This window comes from Sphingobacterium corticis (assembly GCF_042684745.1).
In the GTDB taxonomy this organism is placed as follows: domain Bacteria; phylum Bacteroidota; class Bacteroidia; order Sphingobacteriales; family Sphingobacteriaceae; genus Sphingobacterium; species Sphingobacterium corticis.
This window is the reverse complement of the sequence record NZ_JBHUMA010000004.1, coordinates 18,605-40,115: the sequence shown is the minus strand read 5'-3', so window position 1 is coordinate 40,115 and position 21,511 is coordinate 18,605. Positions and strand designations below refer to the sequence as shown.

Genomic DNA, 21,511 nt, shown 5'->3' with positions numbered 1-21,511 from the left:
GATCAGGGTAGTGAAGATGAAATTTCAGAAGATACTGACGCAAACAGCGTTTTTAGCGATGCTTACTGGTGTGAGTTTTGAAGCTGCTGCTCAACAACGCGAAGAAACCGAAAAGCCAGCAACGATAGATTCATTCGTTATTGTGCGCGACTACCGTCCGCTTTTGGCGGATGCCGTAAAAATTCGCCGCAGTCCGGACATGGCCAACAAGCGTGAATACATGCCAAAATTGTCTTACGGAAATATTCCTGACAAGAAATTGGATATCAATACAGGTTTGAGCGAGTTGAAGATTATGGAAACCCCATTCATCCGTGCTCGCGATAACTATAGTAATTATATCAAAGGTGGAGTAGGTAATCTGGGAACCATCATGGGCGAAGCGTATTTCGCGGTGGAAGATTACGAAGATATTCGTTTTGGAGGTTTCGTGAAACATTTGAACCAAAAAGGTGCTTTGGATGATCAACGTTTCTCCCGCCAGGAAGTTGGCGTGTTTGGAAGACGTGTTTTTCCTCAACTTACTGTTGATGGCCAATTGGGTTACAACCGATTGGGAACCAATTTCTATGGTAATCCGTTGAATGCACAAGGAACGAATATCAACCCTGCCCGCGAATCACAGGTTTTCAATGATCTGTATTTGACGGGAGAAATGGTGAGTAATTTCGATCCAGCTGATGAAGATGCGTTGAGTTATTCTTTGAAGGCCGATGCCTACACCTATTCGGATCGTTATGATGTGCGCGAAAACTCCTTTGCGCTATCCGGTTATCTAAACAAACGTGTGCGCACATTCAATATCGGTGCAAACGTTTCTGTAGATTTAAACAATGTCGATGGTGCACTGAATGCAGCCGGATTCCCAGGTGTTAATAATTCCGTAGCATCCGCAAATCCATACATCAGTTTCAAAGGAGCGAATTATACTATTCAGTTAGGAGCCAACTTAGTTTCTGAATTTGGAAACGAGTCGTCATTCAATGTGTTCCCGAAAGCGGAAATTGACTTCTCTTTAGTACCTGAATATTTCTATATTTTTGGTGGTATCACAGGCGGCGTTGAGCGTGGATCATATCGTGATTTCACAAGACAAAACCAATTCTTGGGTCCAAATGTTCAGATTCAAAATATGATTGAACGTATGCATGCGTACGGAGGTATTAAAGGTAATGCGGGAGCAACATTTGGTTGGAAAGCGAAAGCCTTCTATCGTCAATTAGAAAACATGCCTTTCTTCGTGAACAATCCAACAACGCCGTTTCAATTTAATATGGTGTACGATGGCAATGGCGACGAAGCTGTTAAGCATATTGGTGTAGAAGGTGAGATCAATATTCGCGTATCCGAAGCGGTAAACTTAGGCGGTCGTTTGAATATTGATAACTATACAATGGTACTGCAACAAGAAGCTTGGCACACGCCAAACATGCGCTTGACAGCGAATGCTCGCTTCAACATTTCTGAGAAATTGTACATCGATGCGGAAGCGCTATTCCACGGAGCTACGAAAGCAAGAACATTCGAATATACTGCTACTAGCGCTGATCCGGCTTCTTATAATTCAAGCATGCCAATTATTCAAAGCATTCCATCGTTTTTGGATCTGAGTGCAGGTGCGGAATATAAAGCGACAAAGCAATTGGGCATTTTTGTGAAAGCAAATAACATTCTGAATAACGAATATCAACGCTACTTATATTACCCACGTTTAGGGTTTAATGTGATTGGCGGATTGAATTTTTCGTTTTAATTGATTCTTTCGAGTAAATTTGCGTAGCAATTTCTACCGTAAACTATGGAATTAGGCAAGAAAATACAACAAGTACTAAAGCATTACCCAACCGTATCCGTCGAAGGGCTAGGTGTATTCCGAAAGGTACACCAATCCGCATCATTTGATGAAGCGCGTAATGTATTCTTGCCTCCAATCGATTATATCGAGTTTGAGCACGCTGGTCAAGGAGGAATCAATATCATTGATTATCTACAACAAGAGAACGAGATTACACATTCCGCTGCGGAAGAATTAGTATCACAGGAGGTGTCGCGTATCAATACTAGTATTGTAGAGAACGGAAAGGCACGTATCACGCAGTTAGGCGATTTGTTGAAGTATGGTGATGCATTTGTTTTCAGACCATTAGATTTGTCGAGCTTCGTTTTCGAACCAATTTCTAATGTCGAAATTCCGCCGTATAGCGACGCTGTTTCAAAAACTGAAACGTCATCTGAAGAAATCGAACCAAACGCTTCGACAAATCGGTATTCCGAAGAAAATGTTTCTTCGGAATCTGGCTCTAAACCGGGAGAAGCGCTAGAACAACAGCTGGATCAAGATCAAGCTGCTTCGAATGTGTCGATTGAATCAAATAAGCAACATATACCTGTTCCGGAAGCGCCTCCGTTGACACAAAACAGAAATCAACATGTTGGGGATAATCAAATGTCTCCTTTGGAACCATTGGAAGAAAACTACCCTTATTCTGATGGCTATGAAGACGAAGATGGAAAATCCAACACCATTTGGTACATCGTGGCGGCGATAGTTGCCTTATCTATTATAGGCGGATTGTGGTATGCTACACGTCCTACGTCCTTATATTCGGACGATTCATTTGGCGATATCGGCAATGATTCTACCGAGGTTTACAGCCAGCAAGAAGAATTGGCATTGCCACCAGCAGATCTTGCCGACATAGATACTTCGGAACTATTAAAAAATAGACAACAAGATACTGTCGCAACTTCAATAGCGCAGGAATCACAAGAAAATGCGCAAGCACCGATTGTGCAGAACGCGAATCAGCCTATCATTCCGGCCAATCACAATTGGTATATCGTGATTGGTTCCCGTTTGCCGCTTGCGGATGCGAAAACTTTGGTAAGCGATTATAACAAAAAAGGGCAGTCACGCGTGCGCCTGATCCCTGGTCGTGGTGAAAATAGTCCAGCGACGGTTATTTGGGATTCTTATGTCACCAAAGAGCAAGCAGATTCTGCATTGCGTCATGTGCGTAAAAACTTCGTTGCCGATGCTTGGCATAGAGCAGTAAAAAAATAAACAGAACAAACAAAAAACAAGTATATCTAAATAGTATGATGTCATTACTTTTACAAGCATACCCGGTTGATTCACTAAACCAGATGCAACAAACAGTAGATTTAACTCCAATGCAAGAGGATACCAATCTTTTGCAATTGTTGATGCGTGGAGGGTGGATAATGGTGCCGATTGCGTTGTTGTTCTTTATCGGGTTAGTCATTTTTATCGAACGATATATTACCATTCGTAAGGCATCAAAACGTGAATCCGGATTATTACCTCAGGTAAAATCAAACGTGTTATCGGGAAAATTGGATTCTGCGATAGCAGTTTGTCGTTCAAGCAACTCCGCACTTTCCAGAATGTTGCAAAAGGGTTTGACACGCGTTGGTCGTCCGATTAAGGACATTGAAGGTGCTATTGAAAACCAAGGCAAATTGGAAGTAGCTCGTTTAGAGAAAAACATTAACATTCTAGGCATCGTAGCTGGTATTGCACCAATGCTTGGTTTCGTCGGAACGATTTTCGGGGTAATCCAGATCTTCCGTGAGGTAGAAATTGCCGGTGGTATCGATATTGGTTCGGTATCTGGAGGTTTATATGTAAAGATGATTGCTTCCGCGTCTGGATTAACGATCGGTATCTTGGCATACATCGGTTACCATATATTGAATATGATGGTAGAACGCGTGATCTTACGTATGGAGACGGATGCGATTGAATTTATCGATCTATTGGACGAACCGGGATCTTAATATCCACGAATAAAGTTTTATTCTGATGAATTTAAGAAATAGAAGAAATAAGCCTACAGCAGAGGTACACACAGCAGCGCTGAATGACATCATGTTCTTCTTGATGTTATTCTTCCTGTTAGCATCTGCTGTGGCCAATCCGCAGGTCGTAAAGTTATTGTTGCCGCGTTCTAGCGCCGGCGAACAGTCGGTTGCCAAAAAGACCATGACGATTTCCATCACGAGCGATTTGATTTATCATGTTGATAAACAGGCCGTGCCGTTGGAATCTTTGGAGGCAGCTATTCAAAATAATATTGCGACGGGAGAGGAGTTGACAATTATGTTGTACGCAGATAGCACCGTGCCGATCCAAAATGTTATTTCGGTAATGGATGTAGCCAATCGCTTGCGTGTAAAATTGGTGTTAGCTACAGAACCGAAAAATAACTAAAACCCAATTGCTGCATTAAACAATGTGCAGTCAATTTGGTCTATAGGTCATAAAGAGAGAAAAACGTATATGTATTACCATCAACAGCAGCAGGAAGAAAATAATCTGCCCAAAGCATTGGGAATATCCACTTTGGTGATGGCCGGTCTGTTGCTGATCGGATTTTTTATCGTATTCGCTGAAGATATTCCACAGTACGGAATGGGAGGAATAATCGTCAACTACGGAACTTCTCCAGAAGGAATGGGCGACGATTATATGAGTGTAGAAGAGCCTTCGATGGACGAAAATGCGAATCAGGTACGTCCGGATCGTATTGATGAAAATACAACCCCGCTTCCTACTCCGACCCAACAAACTGCGGAGAAAACAGTCGCGACACAGGATATTGATGATGCTCCAGCAGTAACGAAAACGGAGAAGCCAAAGCCTAATAATGCAGAGCAAAGTACGGTAGAGAAGAAAAATGCTACACCGGCGGTGAATCAAAATGCATTATTTAAAGGCAAAAAGAACAATGGTAAAGGTGCCGGCGACGGAGAAGGATCGACGCCGGGAAACCAAGGTTCTGAATTGGGTGATCCGCTGGCGAGTAATTATGGCGAAGGTGGTTCCGGCTTCGGAAATATGGCGCTTTCGTTGTCCAATCGTCGTTGGGATGTTCCGCCGAGCGTCAAAGACGATGGACAGTCCGTTGGTATTGTCGAAGTAGAATTTACGGTAGACAAGAGCGGTCGTATTGTGCGTGCTCGTCAAGGTTCGAGAACAACCATTGCAGATTATCGCTTGGTGCAGAAATGTATTCAGGCAGTAGAGAATGCGAAGCTTAATTCGCTTGCGAACGCACCGGATAGCCAAGTAGGTAAAGTGACCTTCCGATTCCAAGTTCGATAGTATTTTTTCAAGATATTTTATGAATAATTATGCAGAGGCGATCGAGTATTTATATGCTCGATTGCCTATGTTTACACGCGATGGCGCTTCTGCTATCAATAAAGGTTTAGACCGCACGATCCAGTTATGCGAATACCTTGGTAATCCTCAAGAAAGCTTTAAATCCATTCATATTGCGGGAACGAATGGCAAAGGTTCGTCTTCGCACATGTTGACATCCATTTTAGAACACGCAGGCTATAAAACCGGATTGTACACGTCGCCTCATTTGGTAGATTTTCGAGAACGTATTCGGGTGCATGGCACTCCGGTGGAACAAGAATTTGTTGTCAACTTTGTAAACGAGCATCAGGCATTTATTGAAAAAATTAAACCCTCTTTTTTCGAATTGACCGTCGGAATGGCATTTGATTATTTTGCGAAGCAAAAGGTGGACGTCGCTGTAATTGAGGTTGGCTTGGGCGGCCGTTTAGATAGCACAAATATTATCACACCAATTGTTTCGCTGATCACAAACATAGGTTTTGATCACATGGATATGTTGGGAAATACGTTGACGGCGATTGCTGGAGAGAAAGCCGGGATTATCAAACCCAATGTTCCAGTGATTATCTCCGAGAAGCATTCCGAAACGGAAGTCGTTTTCCGCGAGGAAGCAAAAAATCATGCAGCGCCAATTACCTTCGCATCTGATCAATGGCAAGTTAAAGAGCACGTTAATTCCTCGTCGGACTATCAAGAACTTGAAGTAATATCGCGAAGTGATGCCCGCCAGCAATATCACTTACAATTAGATTTAAGAGGTTCTTATCAGGCAGCAAATGTGAAAGGCGTACTTTCTGTTATTGATGTTTTAAATACGCAAGGTTGGCATATAAATGCTGATCAGGTCGTCGGAGGATTGCGTGAGGTACAATCCAGAACAGGATTGATGGGACGTTGGCAAACGATCTCAAACGAACCGCGAGTTATTTGTGATACTGGACATAATGAAGATGGCATTAAGCAGGTGGTTGAAAACCTAGCGCGGACTTCATATCAGCAATTACATGTTGTCATGGGAGCCATGAAAGATAAAGATCTTAGTCACATTTTGCCTTTATTGCGGAAAGATGCTCGCTATTACTTTGGGGCACCAGCTTTACCAAGAGCAATGGATGCGAAAACCTTACAGCAAATGGCTACTGCGCATGATTTGACTGGAAGTGCATACGAAACGGTGCTTGAAGCTTACAACGCAGCGTGCGAAGCTTGTAAAGAAGGCGATTTAGTATTCGTCGGCGGAAGCACATTCGTTGTCGCAGAAGTGCTTACTTCGCTGCAAGCTAGGTAGGAGGAATTTCGTTGTAAAGTCGTCAAGTTACGAATTTTTGAGATTGCTTCACCGTTCGTACCTCGGGTTCGCAAGGACGCGCTTTTGGATGGTAACCGTAGCGAATTCCGTCACTGCGAGGAGGAACGACGTGGCAGTCTATCCTTAAATCTTCAACAACAAAAAGAATATCAATTTAGCTTCGCTGAGAAATTCGATTCAAAGTTTCGCTTCTAAAAAAGCGAAACCTGTCCATCCTCATCTAAATTAATATCATCCGGATTGGTGATCTCCATCGTCGGTCCAGAATCACTTGGTTTAGCTTCGCCTTCGTTTCCGTCGCTTGATGTTTGCTCCTCCGATTCGGAATTTTCCTGCGTTGCAACTGGAGCTTTATTTCCTATAGCTAGATCCATTTCTTCCGTTAGCAGACTAATCTTTTCCACCTTATGGAATGATAAACGATTCCCTTGTGCTTTTAAGCCTTTCACATCGATAATTTCCGATAGAGGTTGATCCAGTTCTTCCGGCGTTTGCGACTTACCTTTAAGGATATTCAATTTGACCATCGGATCCGCACCATTTGTTAATAATACCAATTTAGATCCTGCATCTTCATTGATGAATTTAACGCGTTTTCCGATTGGCAAATCATCAAACTTAAAACGCTTTACATAATAAGTTCCAGTCTTTCCATCCTGCTGAATAGCCGAATAAATGTGTTCCGGTTCAAAGCGCTCTAAACGAATCATCTTTTCATCGAAATGGTTTGTCAGATCGAATGAAGACAATTCATAGGATCCGTCCGAAAGGATGACTAAAAGTTTGTCGGAGCCATCAAATTCACCCAAAAACGTTCCGCGTTCATCGGCATTCAGACGTTGCAAAGTTGGATCAAACCAAATCTTTCTGCCCGCCAGCGTAGAAACACCAGCGCTCTTGAATTGCACTTTTTTGATCGGATATTTGCTGACAATATTTCCCTGTGATCCACGGCCTTTGATGGCTAAATCTGCAAAGTTGATGTCGAAAGTCAATTTCCGTAATTGGGAATGCGCGCGCAATTGTACATTTACTACTTCAGCTTCGCCATTGGGATTTGCCGTGAAATACAAAACTTTCGAACCTTTTTCGCCTTTGGTGATATCGTACGGTTTATCACGCGTCACGCCCGAAACAGAAAATCGTTTTACATAGCTCGTTCCGCTCGTTCCGTCTTTGTAGATCGCGTTATAGGTCGTTCTATCGTCGCCTTTTTTAAATACGGCAACGTGAATAATATCTTTTCCTACGAAAACTTTGTCTTGAATTTTGTTGATGGAGTATTTGCCATCTGCTCGGAAAGTGATGATGTCGTCGATGTCCGAACATTCGGAAACAAACTCATCTTTACGCATATTCGTACCGATAAAACCTTCCTCACGGTTTACATAAAGTTTGGCATTCGCTAGTGCTACTTGCGCCGCTTCTACTTTGTCAAATGCCCGAATTTCCGTTTTACGTTCCCGATTTTTACCATATTTTTCACGCAAATATTCGAACCAACGAATGGCATATTCGGTAAGCTGACGAAGATGGCGTTTTACTTCTTTAATTTCTTCTTCCAGCGCCTTCATCTGCTCGTCAGCTTTAGCAACATCGAAACGGGTAATGCTACTCATCGGCTTGTCGATTAAACGTTTGTAATCGTCGCTGTTGATCTCGCGGTAAAACTGATCGAAGAAAGGTTCGAACAAACCATTCAAAACCACAACGACTGTTTTAAAATCGCCGGCTTCTTCATAGCTTGCATTCTTATACATGCCTTCGCGAATGAATATCTTCAATAAAGAGCTGAAGAATATTTTCTCCTGCAATTCATGCAAGCGAATTTCCAATTCCTTTTTTAATAGTGCTTTGGTCTGTTTTGCATTTTCGACAAGAATATCGTTCACACTCATAAAATGCGGTTTGCTATCCTTTATCACGCAGGTATTCGGTGATATGGCATTCTCACAATTTGTGAATGCATAAAGCGCATCAATCGTCATATCCGGGGAAATTCCCGGCGCGAGATGAACAATGATTTCTACATTTTCAGCCGTGTTATCTTCGATCTTCTTGATCTTGATTTTTCCTTTATCGTTCGCCGCAACCACGCTGTCGATCAAACTTCCGGTGGTCGTTCCAAACGGAATTTCTGTGATAGCAAGGGTTTTCTTATCGCGCTCCTCAATCTTGGCACGTACTCGAATCTTTCCGCCGCGAAGTCCTTCGTTGTAATTCGATACATCGGCCATTCCGCCAGTCGGGAAATCCGGGTAGATATTTGGTCTTTCTCCGCGGAGGGCTTGAATCGCGCCATCAATCAATTCGATAAAGTTATGCGGCATAATCTTCGTCGCCAAACCTACGGCAATTCCTTCGGCACCTTGCGCAAGCAACAGCGGAAATTTTACCGGTAAGGTAACTGGTTCGTTATTTCTACCATCATAGCTCAACTGCCATTCGGTGGTGTCCGGATTGAAAACTACATCGTTTGCAAACTTGGATAAACGACCTTCAATATAACGAGCTGCCGCTGCTGAATCTCCCGTGATCGGATCGCCCCAGTTTCCTTGGCAATCGATCAGCAAGTCCTTTTGACCAATTTGTACCATCGCATCGCCAATGGATGCATCCCCATGCGGGTGATACTTCATGGTATTCCCGATGACGTTTGCCGCTTTATTATATCGACCATCGTCCATTTCTTTTAATGAATGTAGAATACGACGTTGCACAGGTTTGAAACCATCGTTGATATGCGGCACGGCGCGATCTAAAATAACGTAAGATGCATAGTCCAAAAACCAGTTTTCGTAAAGCCCCGAAAGTGGAATAGTATTACTCGCTAATTCTCCGTTATTGGCGTCGGGAAGTTGTTCGTAATGATCTTCGTTATTCTTATTAATCTCGTCACTCATTTTTGAAAGGTAAAGTAGTCAACAGGGTATTGGCAAAAGCCGTCAGCTTGCGTAAAAATACAAAAATGATTTTGGTTTTCAGGGACTGGATATGATTGCGAACCCGTTAAAATATTTGTAAGTTTAGGTTATGATAAAATTCGCACAATTATTCGTTTTAGCGCTTCTTTTCGTTGGTATTAGTGATTCATTTGCACAAGCAAATGCAACGAAAAACAATAATATTCCTTACTACGAAAATTCTAAGGATGATTACATCAATAAGCAATGTTTAATTGATATTTATATCCCGGAAGAGAAAACGGATTTTGCTACCATTGTTTGGTTTCACGGTGGTGGATTGACTGGAGGGCAGAAGGAAATTCCGGAATTTTTGAAGGATAAAGGATTTGCCGTTGTTGGCGTCGGTTATCGCTTCGCGCCACAGGTAAAAGTCAAAGAAATTGTTGAAGATGCAGCACAGGCCGTAAGTTGGGTGTTTAAAAATATCGAAAGTAGGGGAGGATCGAAAGATAAGATCGTGCTTTCCGGTCATTCTGCTGGAGCGTATTTGGGGTTGATGCTGACATTGGATAAATCGTATTTGACAAAGCACCACATTGATGCTGATGACCTTTTCGGTGTGGTTTCGCTGAGCGCGCAAACTATTACGCATTTTACAGCTCGTCAGGAACAAGGTATTGACATTAATCAACCGACGATTGATGCATTGGCACCATTGTTTTGGGTGCGAAAAGATGTTCCGCCCATTACCTTGATTACTGGCGGACGCGATTTGGAAATGGTCGGACGTTATGAAGAAAATGCTTACTTGTATCGCATGTTGAAAATTGTGGGCAATGAAGATGTTAAATTGCTCGAATTGGATGGATACGATCACGGGATGGTATATCCTGCCTTACCATTGTTGGTAAAAGAAGTCAACGGTTGGTTGGCCAAAGAAGATCAGAAGAAATAGCGAGTTTAAAAATACTAATAAATAAGCGGTAGTAAATTTCAATTTACTACCGCTTATTTATTGTTTCATACTGATTACTATTTTCTCAATTGTAGCTATGTTAACACAGCTTTTTTTTACGCGTATGAATTTTGGTTCAGCTTTGGAACCAAAATCTTTTTATCAATCAGTCTTAATTAAAAGATGCATTGATATTATGCTTCTTTGCGTAAGCTTCGCCAGCAACAATCAAAGCTTCGTATTTGGTGTAGAAATCCGCTAGATATTTTTCTTCGATCTCTTTTGTTTTTTCTTCGATCACTGCTTTGTCCGCATTCTCTACGTTTAGTTTAGCGATTTCCAAATATTCGTTTTCAAACACCGCAAGGGCAAATTTGTATAAATCCAAGCTCAGCGTTTTCAATTCTTCTCCATCCGCATCCGGTGCTTTTGTCTTTTCGATATCCGGTATGATCTTTTCAAGATACATCACTTTCGATTCTAGAATAAGCGAATAATAGTGCTCTTTGTCAGCCGGTGCATTGATGATTTCCCTTGTCATTTTATCCGTACCAAACTGAAATAGAATATTGGAGTTTAATACGGTTTTCTGGAAGAATTCATCGGGCGTTGCTGTGTTGCAGCTGATGGTTAAAAAGAAAAAGCTAAGTGCTAAAAATGTGGTACTAAGAATTGTTTTCAAGGTATGTTATTCTTTAGATGATGAAATGTAAAAATGGATTTAATGTGATTTTGGTAGGGATTCTGCTTTAATTCATTGAGCAGGACATTTTATCCTGCCAAATAATAGCGAAGCAGAATTCCTTAAACAAGGTAACCTAAAAGAGATTTTGCGTATTCCGTTATGTTGGGGTTTTCGAAAGTTAATTTGCCATTTTCGAAAACCAATTGTTTTTCCATATTCTGAAACCCAAAATCCTTCGTATTATCCCAAATAGTTGCAATTTGAAATTTAGGGAGGTAGGTTGCGAAATTCTTAAAAGATTGATCAAACGATTTTTGAATGGACTTTCCCTCTGACGAATGCCCACCTAAAAGTTCTCTTTTGTTAGCACGTTCTTTCAAAACATCTACAGTTGCTACCCCGATAAAGTGCGCTTCAAACTCGAAATGATTTTTATTTTGATGCAGGTACGTATTGATTTGACTCAACTGTTCTGTTGTAAAATGTATTTGCATCATAAAGTCTTTGTTGTTTCGAATACTGTCCTGTATGGCATTTTTTAATGCATTTGCAAGATTTAGGTCATTGATCTTATTTTTATTTTCAGCGTAAAGCTGAATCATCAACTTTATTTTATCGTGATCAAAAAAGTTGGATTCCTTATTATCGAGGTTGTACAACTTGTTTTCCATGAACGTTGACTTCCCAGCGGCAACAGGCCCAACTATAAAGGTAAATTTGTTCATTTTTTCACTTATTAAAACGTTATCTATCTTTCGTATAACTTTATTAATCATTTGGTGTCAACTCGCCGCGAATAGGCGTTTCTACGTATTCCGCTACCGCTTGTTGATCGGAGAAATGACCTTGCAGATACATTAACTTGGTGATTGCTGCTTCGAAGGTCATATCGTATCCATTCAATACCCCAATTCCTTTTAGCATGGCGCTAGTGCCATAGCGTCCCATTTCCACCGAACCTACTTTACATTGGGAAATATCAATTACATTGATTCCCGACGAAACCGCTTCCGAAAGTTCATCCAAAAACCATTGGTCCGTCATCGTGTTTCCTGAACCGAATGTTTCCATGATAATTCCGCGCGCTCCGCAATGCAAGATTTGATGAATCGTATTTCGGTTGATTCCCGGGAAAAGTTTGAGTACCGCTACGCGATTATCCAAACTGGTATGCATGATGAAATCTTTTCCCGTATTATCCAATAGAGCGTCATCATTATACTGAATATGAATTCCGGCTTCCGCCAAAACCGGATAATTGGGCGAGCGGAATGCTTCGAATTTGGCTGAATTATATTTGAAGGAACGGTTTCCGCGGAACAATTTATTGTCGAATAGGATACATACTTCCTGCACGATTGACCGACCATCGCGCTTCGCGGAAGCAATTTCTAGCGCTGTCATCAGGTTTTCGCGTGCGTCCGTACGGATTTCTCCGATTGGAAGTTGCGAACCTGATAAGATCACCGGTTTCTGCAATCCTTCCAGCATAAAACTTAGAATGGACGCGGAAAATGACATCGTATCCGATCCATGTAAAATTACAAATCCATCGTACAGCGCGTAATTCTTTTTGATAATTTCGGCCATTTCAATCCAGATATGTTCCTTCATATCGGATGAATCGATAATGGGATCAAAAGAATGCACGGTTATCTCATAATTCAGCCGACTAAGATCCGGTAAATTATTGGCGATTAATTGGAAGTCGAACGGCACGAATGATCCCGTTTCAGGATCTTTTACCATGCCGATGGTTCCGCCAGTATATATGATAAAGATGTTATGCATAATTAAATTCCAAAAACGTCGATTGAATTTTTCGTAGTAATTTGAGCGAGCTGCTCAATGGATATTTCGTGTAGATCAGCCACTTTTTCGGCTATATATCGCAAATAGCTACTTTCATTTTCTTTGCCACGAAATGGCGTAGGAGCGAGGTAGGGCGCGTCAGTTTCCAACACGATATGTTCCAACGGAATCTCTTTTACCACAGCATCTAATCCTGCTTTTTTGAAAGTAACTACTCCGCCAATGCCCAATTTGAAACCTAAATCGATAGCGCGCTGCGCTTGCTCCAATGTTCCGGTAAAACAATGAAAAATACCGAAAAGCTTATCATCTTTCAGTTCTTCCAAAATTTCAAAAACCTCATCAAACGCTTCGCGACAATGAATATCAATAGGTAATCCCAAAGCTTTCGCCCAGCCAATCTGAATACGGAATGCATCTTGCTGAATGGCTAACGTCGTTTTATCCCAATAAAGATCAATCCCAATTTCGCCAATCGCATAAATTTTGTGCTGCTGAATGGCTTCTTCGATAGTTTTTAAATCGGAAAGATAATTTTCGGTCACGCTGCAGGGATGTAAACCCAACATCGGAAAGCAATGGTTGGGAAATGCGTGAACCGTTTGCATGACGGGCGCGATGGACGCAACGTCGACATTGGGCAAGAAGAGGCGATTAACATGCTGCTCCAAACAACGACCGATATGCTCCTGAAGTTGTGGCGTACCTGAATGGTAGTAGATATGGGTGTGCGTGTCCGTTAACACACAATCAGTCTGACTCATATTCAAAATTAACACTTTATTAATTAGGAAATAGCCGTACCAACAAAAAACGCGATTCTTTTAAGGAATCGCGTTTTTTGTTGAAATTTTTTCAGTTTACTTTGTCGGAGTGGTAGGAGCAAATTGTCCTGCCGGAACTTGTGGAGCTTCTTCCTCTTTTGGTCCAGCAATGATATCTAATACTTCTACTTCAAATACCAACGGTGCGTACTGTGGAATTTGTCCCATAGATCCCTGTTGTCCGTACCCGATGCTTGAAGGAATAATCCAAGTTGCTTTGCTACCTTTTTTAAGTAATTGCAAACCCTCAGTCCAACCAGCGATAACTGGGTCTTTCCCTACACGTACGCGAATTGGCTCGTAAGTGCGCATTGGGCTATGGATGTCGTTTTTCTTTGCTACTTCTGGGTTGTTGGTATCAAACATTTTATCGTTTGCCGCCAAAGAACCTGTGTAGTTCAATACAACGGTATCGCCAATAGCTGCTAATTTACCAGCACCTTCTTCTTTAATTACGTATTGCAATCCAGAAGCAGTTTTCTTTGGTTGCAATTTGTTTTTCTGAATATAGGCGTTGATCTTTCCTTCTTCCGCGTTTTTGATTTTCTCAATTTCGCCTTCGAAGTATTTGTTTACTTGCTCGAACAATACCGAGTCAGCAAGATCGCCTTTTTTGAAAAGTTTTTCTACTTTGAATGTGAACTGGATGTATTTGTCAGCAAATTCTGGTTTTGGTTGTCCAGTGCGTGCTGCCATCGTATCCAAGTTGATACGGAATACAGCGCTATCGCCTTCACCTAACATACGTAGAATACTATTCGGATCACCAGGATAAGCGCCTTGCAACATAGAATCCGGCATTACTGGTTGTGCTTGAGGCAAACCTAAGTCATAGGTGTTTGCTAAAATTGAATCACGATCTGTAGCCACAATTAGGTTGAATGCCAAGACATCACCAGTAGTCGCTTTTTCTCCGCTACCTTCTTCAATAAATTTGTACTCTAACCCACCATCACCTTTTTTGAAACTTTGGCATGCGGTCATTGCTAAAGCGGCAACTGCCGTTAAAAATAGAATTGACTTCTTCATTTTGTATTTGAATGTATAATTTTAATGTTAAGCTGTTAAAATTTCTTTGTATTGAGGAAGCACCTCTTTAAAGCGTTTCACAACGGTTAGTAAATCTTCTGTCGAACTCCCGCCGGAAGCGTTCAAATGTCCGCCACCGTTGAAGTGATTCTTGCAAATCTCGTTGCAGGGAATTTCTCCAATCGAACGCAAAGATAGTTTAATTAATTCGGTTCTGTCAACAAATAATCCGGCCAAACGAATGCCTTTAATGGATAGTGCGTAGTTGACTAAACCTTCTGTATCTCCAGTCGTTATCGAAAATTGTTGCAGATCATCTTTGCTTAATGCAAATATGGCCGTATTGTATTCTGGAATCACTTCCAAACAGTTCAATAAGCAATAACCAAGAAACTTTAAGCGATTCTCCGTGGAGCTATTATAAACGTTTTGATGAATTTCCCAATTTTTTACGCCGATTTCAATAAGATCTGCGATGATGCGGTGGACTTCGGCATTTGCCGCTTTAAAACGAAATGATCCGGTATCCGTCATGATACCTGTATATAAACAAGTGGCCATATCGGAGTTCAGCGTATCGTGTCCATTGAGCTCTTCGCAAATAAAACGGTAAACCAATTGCGCCGTTGCGGCAGCGTTGGAATCCCAATAACTTAAATCGGCGAAATCTTCGGGATCGAGGTGATGGTCAATCATCCATTTTTGTCCTTTCGCTTCGCGGATGATTGGTTCTAAAATATTCGTGCGTGATAGCACACTGTAATCTAAACAGAAAATCAAGCTCGCATCATCGAAAAGCTTTTGATATCTTTCTGGGTCTTGCGGGAAAATGAGCACCTCCTCGCGTCCAGGCATCCAATCTAAAAAGGTTGGGAAATCGGAAGATACAATAATGGAAACATCGTGTCCACGAGCGCGCAACCACTGTCCTAATCCCAACGAAGAACCTAAAGCGTCTCCATCCGGTTTATGATGTGTTGTGATAACAATTTTCTGCGGAGAATCTAATAATTTAATGTTTTCTTTTCCTGCTAGCATATATAAATCTTGAGTGCAAACCTACCAAAAAAAATGCGCGAATAAAATATTTTTACGGATCGCTAAATCGATGTGATACAATTTATTAATGCTTGTACGCATACAGTTTATGATCGCGTTTGGTAGAGAGTAAGTAGTTGGCGCCATTATAATTTATTCTACCATAATAAAACAAAGGCAGCGCTTCGATTGGAAATCCACTTGTTGGTGTTCCATTCTCTCCGAATACATAAATGATGTTGTTGGACGGAATACTTATACCCAATTGCGAGACCGAACCGTTTGGAAGAAAAAGCGGAGTAGTTGATAGATCTTTAGTAAAACCTTGCTTAAATTTTGTGGTTACGCTGTCGCCGAGTTCATAAACGTACATCATGTTATCGTCTAAGATCACCATATCCGTATTGCTTGGCGAAGAAAGATGCGCAAAATAACTTCGATGTTTAGCAGAAAGGTCAGGAAGCTGCGTCGTTCTATTTTCTTTATCGAAAGAAAACCAATGCAAAATACCTTCTGTATCTGTGGCAACGAAATATTCTTCATCTGCACGTGATACGCGACCAAGTTCGCTACGGAAAATTTCCTCGTCACCACCATCCAAACGCTTGATTGTTTTTCCATCGCTTCCCAAGAAATAGACGAAACCTTTCGTGCTTCCCACCACAATGAAATCTTTCCAAAGGTGTATGCCGGGTAATAGTCTGCCAGATACACGCTCCATATCCCAATTGTCGACAATATTACCTTGCATATCATACGCTTCCAGCCGATCGCTCAAAGGAACTAAGATAATATCTTGACCTGCTAAGGACGCAATGGTTGGCGAACCTGTAGGTTCTTCCGGCAGTCCCAAAGAAAAGCCATCCATTCCCTTGCCATTCGTATCAAAGCGATACAAACGATTCCGATCGGTAACGAGAAAGATCGATCGATCTTTCCACTGTACCATATCGCCAATGATACGTCCGGAAAATACAGCCGACCACATTTTATTTCCGCTTGGATGGATAGCATGAACCGTGTGGTCCTGCTCTTGTGCCAAAATGAACTGGCTTGTATCCGAATGTTCAAAAACATACGGCCTTGTAATTAATCGGTTGTTGAAGGCGTATGTCCAGTCTGCAGAAACTCCCAATGCGTTCGAACTTTTGTAAATTCCATACATGCTGCTGATAAAATTTCCACCATTTCCAGTCAACTGTACCGACCATGAATAGAAATCTTGATAACCGAAATCTTTGTTGTTTCGGAAATTGCGTGCGTACGTCGTCGCCAAATTATTGCCCAACATGCGCGAAGCATTCTTCGTGTGCGCAAAGAACGTGACGTTGGCTTCATTGCCTTGCAGGCGTTCGTAGTTTTTAAAACCTAACGTACCGATCAATAAATCACTGTTTCGCCAGCGGCGCAGGTAATCTGTCAAGGTGCTTGATTGATTGGCCATCACAATAATGTCATCCACGATAGTGAAATAGGGGCGCTGGAAATTTTGTAGCGCATCTCCATAAAACGCATACATCAAATGTTCGTATTTAAAACGGTAAATGTTGTCGCCAGCGGATTCAGCAACGTCATCCAATATTTTTTCGAAAGCTGTCGAATCTTTCAGCGAAGCGAAACCTAAGTAATTGCCATTATCCAATTCAAGTAAGGCAAATTCCTTTCCGATCGACTGCTCGAGGTTTTGCATTAATGATTGCCGACTGCTCCTCAAATTGGCAATCTGATCTAAAACGCGTTTCTGACTGGTTTTCTTGCTGACGTATCGTTCTAAATCTTGTCGGAATCCGCGCTCATCGCTTAAAGCATATTCTAAATACAGCGCCGTATTGGATGGGAAATAGTTGTACAAACGTTGGGTTTGCTTTTGTTGTTTCGCAAAAAGCGCGATGTAGCTGTTCTCTGTTTTGGCTAATTCACTCTCTCCGGTTAGCATCAGCGCATCCTGTTTGTAATTGATGTTCCATGCAGATTGTCCGCCTAATCCCAAAAACTGCTGCATGAAATCGCGCGGACGGTTACGTTGAAATTGCTTGGTTAGGCTATCTACCTGTTGGTGCGCAAAGTAAATGCTTAACGGAACGTTTCGGTTGGTGTGTTCCAAATAAAAGTTGATGCGATCGCGTGATAATTTTGGATGGCGTTTATCCAGCACTTTGGCTAATACGGAAACGGAAGGAGAAACGGAGAATATGTCGTTTTGATAGGCAATATATAAGGATAGATTGCTGCTATCGCTGGTCAATGCATATATGGTATTGCCCAAGGTATCCAAAGGTGCAATGTTGTAAGGTTTTTCGATTTGATTGAGTACGCTCGATATTTCCTTTGCGTCAATGGATTCGGAAGTGGGAATAGTAAACAAGGTCTCAACTTCTTTTTCCACTTGATGAAAAGAGATATATACATCGGTTCCCGATAAATATTCGGATAACACTGGGCTGCGAAGCACCTCCTGTTTCAAGGAATCTAATCTCGCTTTTTGCTTAAAACCAAGGATAGCATCAAATACTTCATAATCTTTAAAGATATTATCGGTGGTTTCATCGTTTTTAAAAGCCGCTACAAAAAGGGTTTCCTCCGGCAAAGAAGCTAACGGCGCTGCCAGATCCTTTTGCACGCTTCCTAAGCCAGTAAAGTAGAAAATGGATGCTGCTACCACTGCTACAAATAATACAACCGAAACTATAATGGTACCTTTCATGTACTACAAACCTATAAAACTACCTGCAACTTTCTGTCATAATTGGTATAAATTGTGTGGGTTGACGATTATTTCGCACTAAAATCTTTACATTTAACGACGTAAAGCCAACTCGATAAGTTGGCGCACTCGTTATGAACAAACAGATTATTCTTACCGCAGCATTTTTAGGGATGATGGCCGTCATCTTAGGCGCATTTGGAGCGCATGGTTTAGAAGGCAAAGTGAGCGAAGCGCAGTTAGAAACTTGGGAGACGGGCAATCGCTACCATTTTTATCACACCTTGGCCTTATTGTTTCTTTCTACCTTTTCCAGAGCGAAAAGCCAATCTATTCGCCTTTCGTTTATTGCGTTTACGGTCGGGATCTTCTTGTTTTCAGGTTCCTTGTATTTGTTGAGCACCCGCGAATTGCTTGGAATTACGCAGACCGCTTTGCTAGGGCCGATTACGCCGATCGGCGGACTGTTCTTCATCGTTGGTTGGATCGGTTTATTTTCCGCAGCTTTACGCCATCGCGCTTAATTATTTCTGAACAGCATGCTTGACCTTTCTTATCAGGGGTCAATTTTCTACATTTGTATATGTCCTCAGCTTCGCTATTTCATTCGGCAGATGCGCGAAAGACGCTATTTGTAGAAGTCATTTTGCCATTATCTATTGCTAAATCCTACACCTATCGGGTGCCGGATGCGTTGCGTGGAAACGTGAAAATCGGTGTGCGCGTCATTGTGCAGTTCGGGAAAAATCGAATTTATGCTGGAATCATTGAACACGTTACGGAGGAAGGGCCGGAGCGCTACGAAGCAAAGTATATTTTGGATGTGGTCGATGAAGAAAGCATCGTTGCTGCGGGACAACTGGATTTCTGGCGTTGGATAGCCGATTATTACATGTGCCATCTCGGCGATGTGATGCAAGCGGCATTACCGGCTGCGCTAAAAATGGCATCGGAAACGAAAATTCGCGCAGCCGATTCAGAAGAACGTGGTCGAAGTGAATTAAGTGATAAGGCATTTTTGGTAATGGATGCCTTGGATGTTGCAGGCGAGTTGCGTATTAGCGATGTTATCAAGATTCTCGGTCAAAAAACGGTTTTTCCATTACTCAAAAACTTATTTGATAAAGGATTTATTCTTATTTCCGAAGAAATCAAACAACGTTATAAACCAAAAGTAAAGACCTTCTTGCGTTTAGCTTCGATGTATAACGACAGCGAAGGAAAGCGAACCATATTGGATGAACTGAATCGTGCGCCGAAACAACAAGATGCGGTATTAGCCTTATTGCAATTGCAAAAGCAGGATATCGACATTTCTCGCCAGTTGTTGATGGAAACATCGGGTTGTGGGGCTGGAGCAATTACCGCATTAATCGATAAAGGCGTTTTCGAGGTAGAGGAGAAGGTAGTAAGCCGTTTCCAAGGATCGGATATTGTTTTGCAGAAGGATTTTAAATTCAGCACGCCGCAACAGCAAGCTTTCGACCAGATTAACCAACTTTTTCATGAGAAGGAAGTCGTTTTATTGCATGGCGTAACGGCATCCGGAAAAACACAGCTTTACATCCGTTTAATGGAACAGGTTTTGGCACAAGGGCAAGGCGTATTGTTTTTGTTGCCGGAAATTGCCTTAACCGCTCAAATTACGGAACGCTTAAAGTTATATTTTGGCGACGAATTGGGCGTTTACCACTCGAAATTCAATGATAATGAACGCGCTGAAATGTGGTACAAAGTGCTGCGCGGCGAAATAAAAATCATCGTCGGAGCGCGATCTGCTGTTCTATTGCCGTTCAAGGATTTAGGTTTGGTGATTGTGGATGAGGAGCACGAAAGTTCTTATAAGCAATATGAACCTGCACCGCGGTATCATGCACGCGATGCAGCGATTTACTTAGCAAATACACATCAAGCGAAAGTGCTTTTGGGTTCGGCGACGCCTTCAGTGGAAAGTTTCTATAATGCGAAAGCGGACAAATTTGGTTTAGTCACCCTAAGTGAACGCTTCGGGGAAGTGGAACTACCGGCCATCGAGATTGTTCACGTGACCGAGGAGGCACGAAAGGATCAAATGGTCAATTATTTCAGCAAAACGTTGGTGCAAGGAATTCAAGATGCGGTTGCGCGAAAGGAGCAAATCATTTTATTTCAAAATAGACGCGGACATACGCCATTCTTACAATGTAAAACATGTGGTTATGTGGCCAAATGCGTGCAATGTGATGTGAGTTTAACGTACCATAAATCGAGCAACCTTTTGCATTGCCATTACTGTGGATTTTCTGAAGATAATATGCAGCTGTGTCCCGCATGCGGATCCACGCATGTGGAAAATAAAGGTTACGGTACCGAACGTATCGAAGAGGAGTTAGAATTATTGATGCCGGAATTGCGTATTGGTCGTTTGGATTTGGATACCACGCGTGGTAAGGATGGTTTCCAAAAAGTGATTACTGCTTTTGATGAACATGAGTATGATGTGCTGATCGGAACGCAGATGGTAGCAAAAGGTTTAGATTTCGGACGCGTAAATCTTATTGGAATTATTAATGCGGACAGCATGATTAATTTTCCGGATTTCCGATCTTATGAGCGCGCTTTCTCGCTATTTTCTCAAGTTGCAGGCCGCGCTGGAAGGAGACAAACCCAAGGTCGTGTGATCATCCAAACTTATTCGCCAAATCATCGCGTTTTAGAACAGGTCGTGCAACATGATTATCTTTCTATGTTTACGGAGGAAATTACAGAGCGCAAAAATTATCACTATCCGCCATTTTATCGTTTAATTCGGCTAGATGTGAAACATGCCGACCAAGATAAATGCTTGGATTCTGCCAATAAATTGGCAAATCTACTTCGCACAACTTTGGAAAAACGCGTACTCGGTCCAGAGCAACCTCTGGTGGCGCGTATTCGAAATAACTACATACAAACCATCACGTTGAAGGTGGAGCGCAAAGATATCAGTATTGTTAAGGTAAAGGAACTCATCCGTCAAGCTTTGGTACATTTTGAAATCGACAAAAAGAATTCGGGTGTGCGCGTTGTGGTGGATGTAGATCCCTATTAAATCATG

General features: G+C 41.9%; 17 protein-coding genes. 9 read left to right on the top strand and 8 right to left on the bottom strand.

Annotation, left to right across the window (positions count from 1 at the left end):
- Nucleotides 1-16 precede the first annotated feature (16 nt).
- The 6 genes from ACFSQ3_RS01275 (at nucleotide 17) to ACFSQ3_RS01250 (ending at nucleotide 6,461) form a co-directional block, all read left to right on the top strand.
- A complete protein-coding gene (locus tag ACFSQ3_RS01275) occupies nucleotides 17-1,753 on the top strand; it encodes a hypothetical protein (RefSeq protein WP_380866805.1) in 1,737 nt (578 codons plus the stop codon).
- Between the two features lie 45 nt (nucleotides 1,754-1,798).
- Nucleotides 1,799-3,064 carry an HU domain-containing protein gene (locus ACFSQ3_RS01270; RefSeq protein WP_380866804.1) on the top strand — a complete coding sequence of 422 codons (1,266 nt, stop codon included), beginning with the start codon at nucleotides 1,799-1,801 and terminating at the stop codon, nucleotides 3,062-3,064.
- A 38-nt stretch (nucleotides 3,065-3,102) separates the two neighbouring features.
- Nucleotides 3,103-3,801: a MotA/TolQ/ExbB proton channel family protein gene (locus tag ACFSQ3_RS01265; protein ID WP_380868454.1), complete on the top strand. Its 699-nt coding sequence runs from the start codon at nucleotides 3,103-3,105 to the stop codon at nucleotides 3,799-3,801.
- Between the two features lie 25 nt (nucleotides 3,802-3,826).
- Nucleotides 3,827-4,234, top strand: coding sequence for an ExbD/TolR family protein (locus ACFSQ3_RS01260; RefSeq protein ID WP_380866802.1), 408 nt, complete (start codon nucleotides 3,827-3,829; stop codon nucleotides 4,232-4,234).
- Nucleotides 4,235-4,303: 69 nt separating this feature from the next.
- The gene (locus ACFSQ3_RS01255; RefSeq protein WP_380866800.1) at nucleotides 4,304-5,128 is read left to right on the top strand and encodes an energy transducer TonB; all 825 of its coding nucleotides are present in this window, start codon (nucleotides 4,304-4,306) and stop codon (nucleotides 5,126-5,128) included.
- Nucleotides 5,129-5,147: 19 nt separating this feature from the next.
- Nucleotides 5,148-6,461, top strand: a complete 1,314-nt coding sequence (locus ACFSQ3_RS01250; RefSeq protein ID WP_380866799.1) for a bifunctional folylpolyglutamate synthase/dihydrofolate synthase — start codon at nucleotides 5,148-5,150, stop codon at nucleotides 6,459-6,461.
- A 212-nt stretch (nucleotides 6,462-6,673) separates the two neighbouring features.
- On the opposite strand, the gene ACFSQ3_RS01245 is transcribed toward ACFSQ3_RS01250, so the two are convergent.
- The gene (locus ACFSQ3_RS01245) at nucleotides 6,674-9,385 is read right to left on the bottom strand and encodes a DNA gyrase/topoisomerase IV subunit A (protein WP_380866797.1); all 2,712 of its coding nucleotides are present in this window, start codon (nucleotides 9,383-9,385) and stop codon (nucleotides 6,674-6,676) included.
- Between the two features lie 130 nt (nucleotides 9,386-9,515).
- Between ACFSQ3_RS01245 and ACFSQ3_RS01240 the strand changes: the two genes are divergently transcribed.
- The gene (locus ACFSQ3_RS01240) at nucleotides 9,516-10,343 is read left to right on the top strand and encodes an alpha/beta hydrolase (RefSeq protein WP_380866795.1); all 828 of its coding nucleotides are present in this window, start codon (nucleotides 9,516-9,518) and stop codon (nucleotides 10,341-10,343) included.
- 172 nt (nucleotides 10,344-10,515) lie between these two features.
- Here ACFSQ3_RS01240 and ACFSQ3_RS01235 read toward each other — a convergent pair whose 3' ends face one another.
- The 7 genes from ACFSQ3_RS01235 to ACFSQ3_RS01205 form a co-directional block, all read right to left on the bottom strand.
- A complete protein-coding gene (locus ACFSQ3_RS01235; RefSeq protein WP_380866793.1) occupies nucleotides 10,516-11,025 on the bottom strand; it encodes a hypothetical protein in 510 nt (169 codons plus the stop codon).
- 122 nt (nucleotides 11,026-11,147) lie between these two features.
- Complete coding sequence (locus ACFSQ3_RS01230) at nucleotides 11,148-11,753, bottom strand: hypothetical protein (RefSeq protein WP_380866792.1); 606 nt, start codon at nucleotides 11,751-11,753, stop codon at nucleotides 11,148-11,150.
- A gap of 43 nt (nucleotides 11,754-11,796) precedes the next feature.
- On the bottom strand, nucleotides 11,797-12,819 hold the full coding sequence (locus ACFSQ3_RS01225) for an asparaginase (RefSeq protein ID WP_380866790.1): 1,023 nt from the start codon (nucleotides 12,817-12,819) through the stop codon (nucleotides 11,797-11,799).
- Nucleotides 12,820-12,821: 2 nt separating this feature from the next.
- Nucleotides 12,822-13,604: a TatD family hydrolase gene (locus tag ACFSQ3_RS01220; protein WP_380866788.1), complete on the bottom strand. Its 783-nt coding sequence runs from the start codon at nucleotides 13,602-13,604 to the stop codon at nucleotides 12,822-12,824.
- Nucleotides 13,605-13,700: 96 nt separating this feature from the next.
- Nucleotides 13,701-14,693 (bottom strand): FKBP-type peptidyl-prolyl cis-trans isomerase, encoded by a 993-nt coding sequence (locus tag ACFSQ3_RS01215; RefSeq protein ID WP_380866787.1) that lies wholly within the window; start codon nucleotides 14,691-14,693, stop codon nucleotides 13,701-13,703.
- Nucleotides 14,694-14,720: 27 nt separating this feature from the next.
- Nucleotides 14,721-15,731 carry a DHH family phosphoesterase gene (locus ACFSQ3_RS01210; RefSeq protein ID WP_380866785.1) on the bottom strand — a complete coding sequence of 337 codons (1,011 nt, stop codon included), beginning with the start codon at nucleotides 15,729-15,731 and terminating at the stop codon, nucleotides 14,721-14,723.
- An 85-nt stretch (nucleotides 15,732-15,816) separates the two neighbouring features.
- The gene (locus ACFSQ3_RS01205) at nucleotides 15,817-18,435 is read right to left on the bottom strand and encodes a hypothetical protein (protein WP_380866783.1); all 2,619 of its coding nucleotides are present in this window, start codon (nucleotides 18,433-18,435) and stop codon (nucleotides 15,817-15,819) included.
- Nucleotides 18,436-18,569: 134 nt separating this feature from the next.
- On the opposite strand from ACFSQ3_RS01205, the gene ACFSQ3_RS01200 reads away from it, so the two are divergent.
- Together ACFSQ3_RS01200 and priA are read left to right on the top strand one after the other, a co-directional pair.
- On the top strand, nucleotides 18,570-18,959 hold the full coding sequence (locus tag ACFSQ3_RS01200; RefSeq protein WP_380866782.1) for a DUF423 domain-containing protein: 390 nt from the start codon (nucleotides 18,570-18,572) through the stop codon (nucleotides 18,957-18,959).
- Nucleotides 18,960-19,018: 59 nt separating this feature from the next.
- Nucleotides 19,019-21,505, top strand: coding sequence for a replication restart helicase PriA (priA, locus tag ACFSQ3_RS01195; RefSeq protein WP_380866781.1), 2,487 nt, complete (start codon nucleotides 19,019-19,021; stop codon nucleotides 21,503-21,505).
- Nucleotides 21,506-21,511 lie beyond the last annotated feature (6 nt).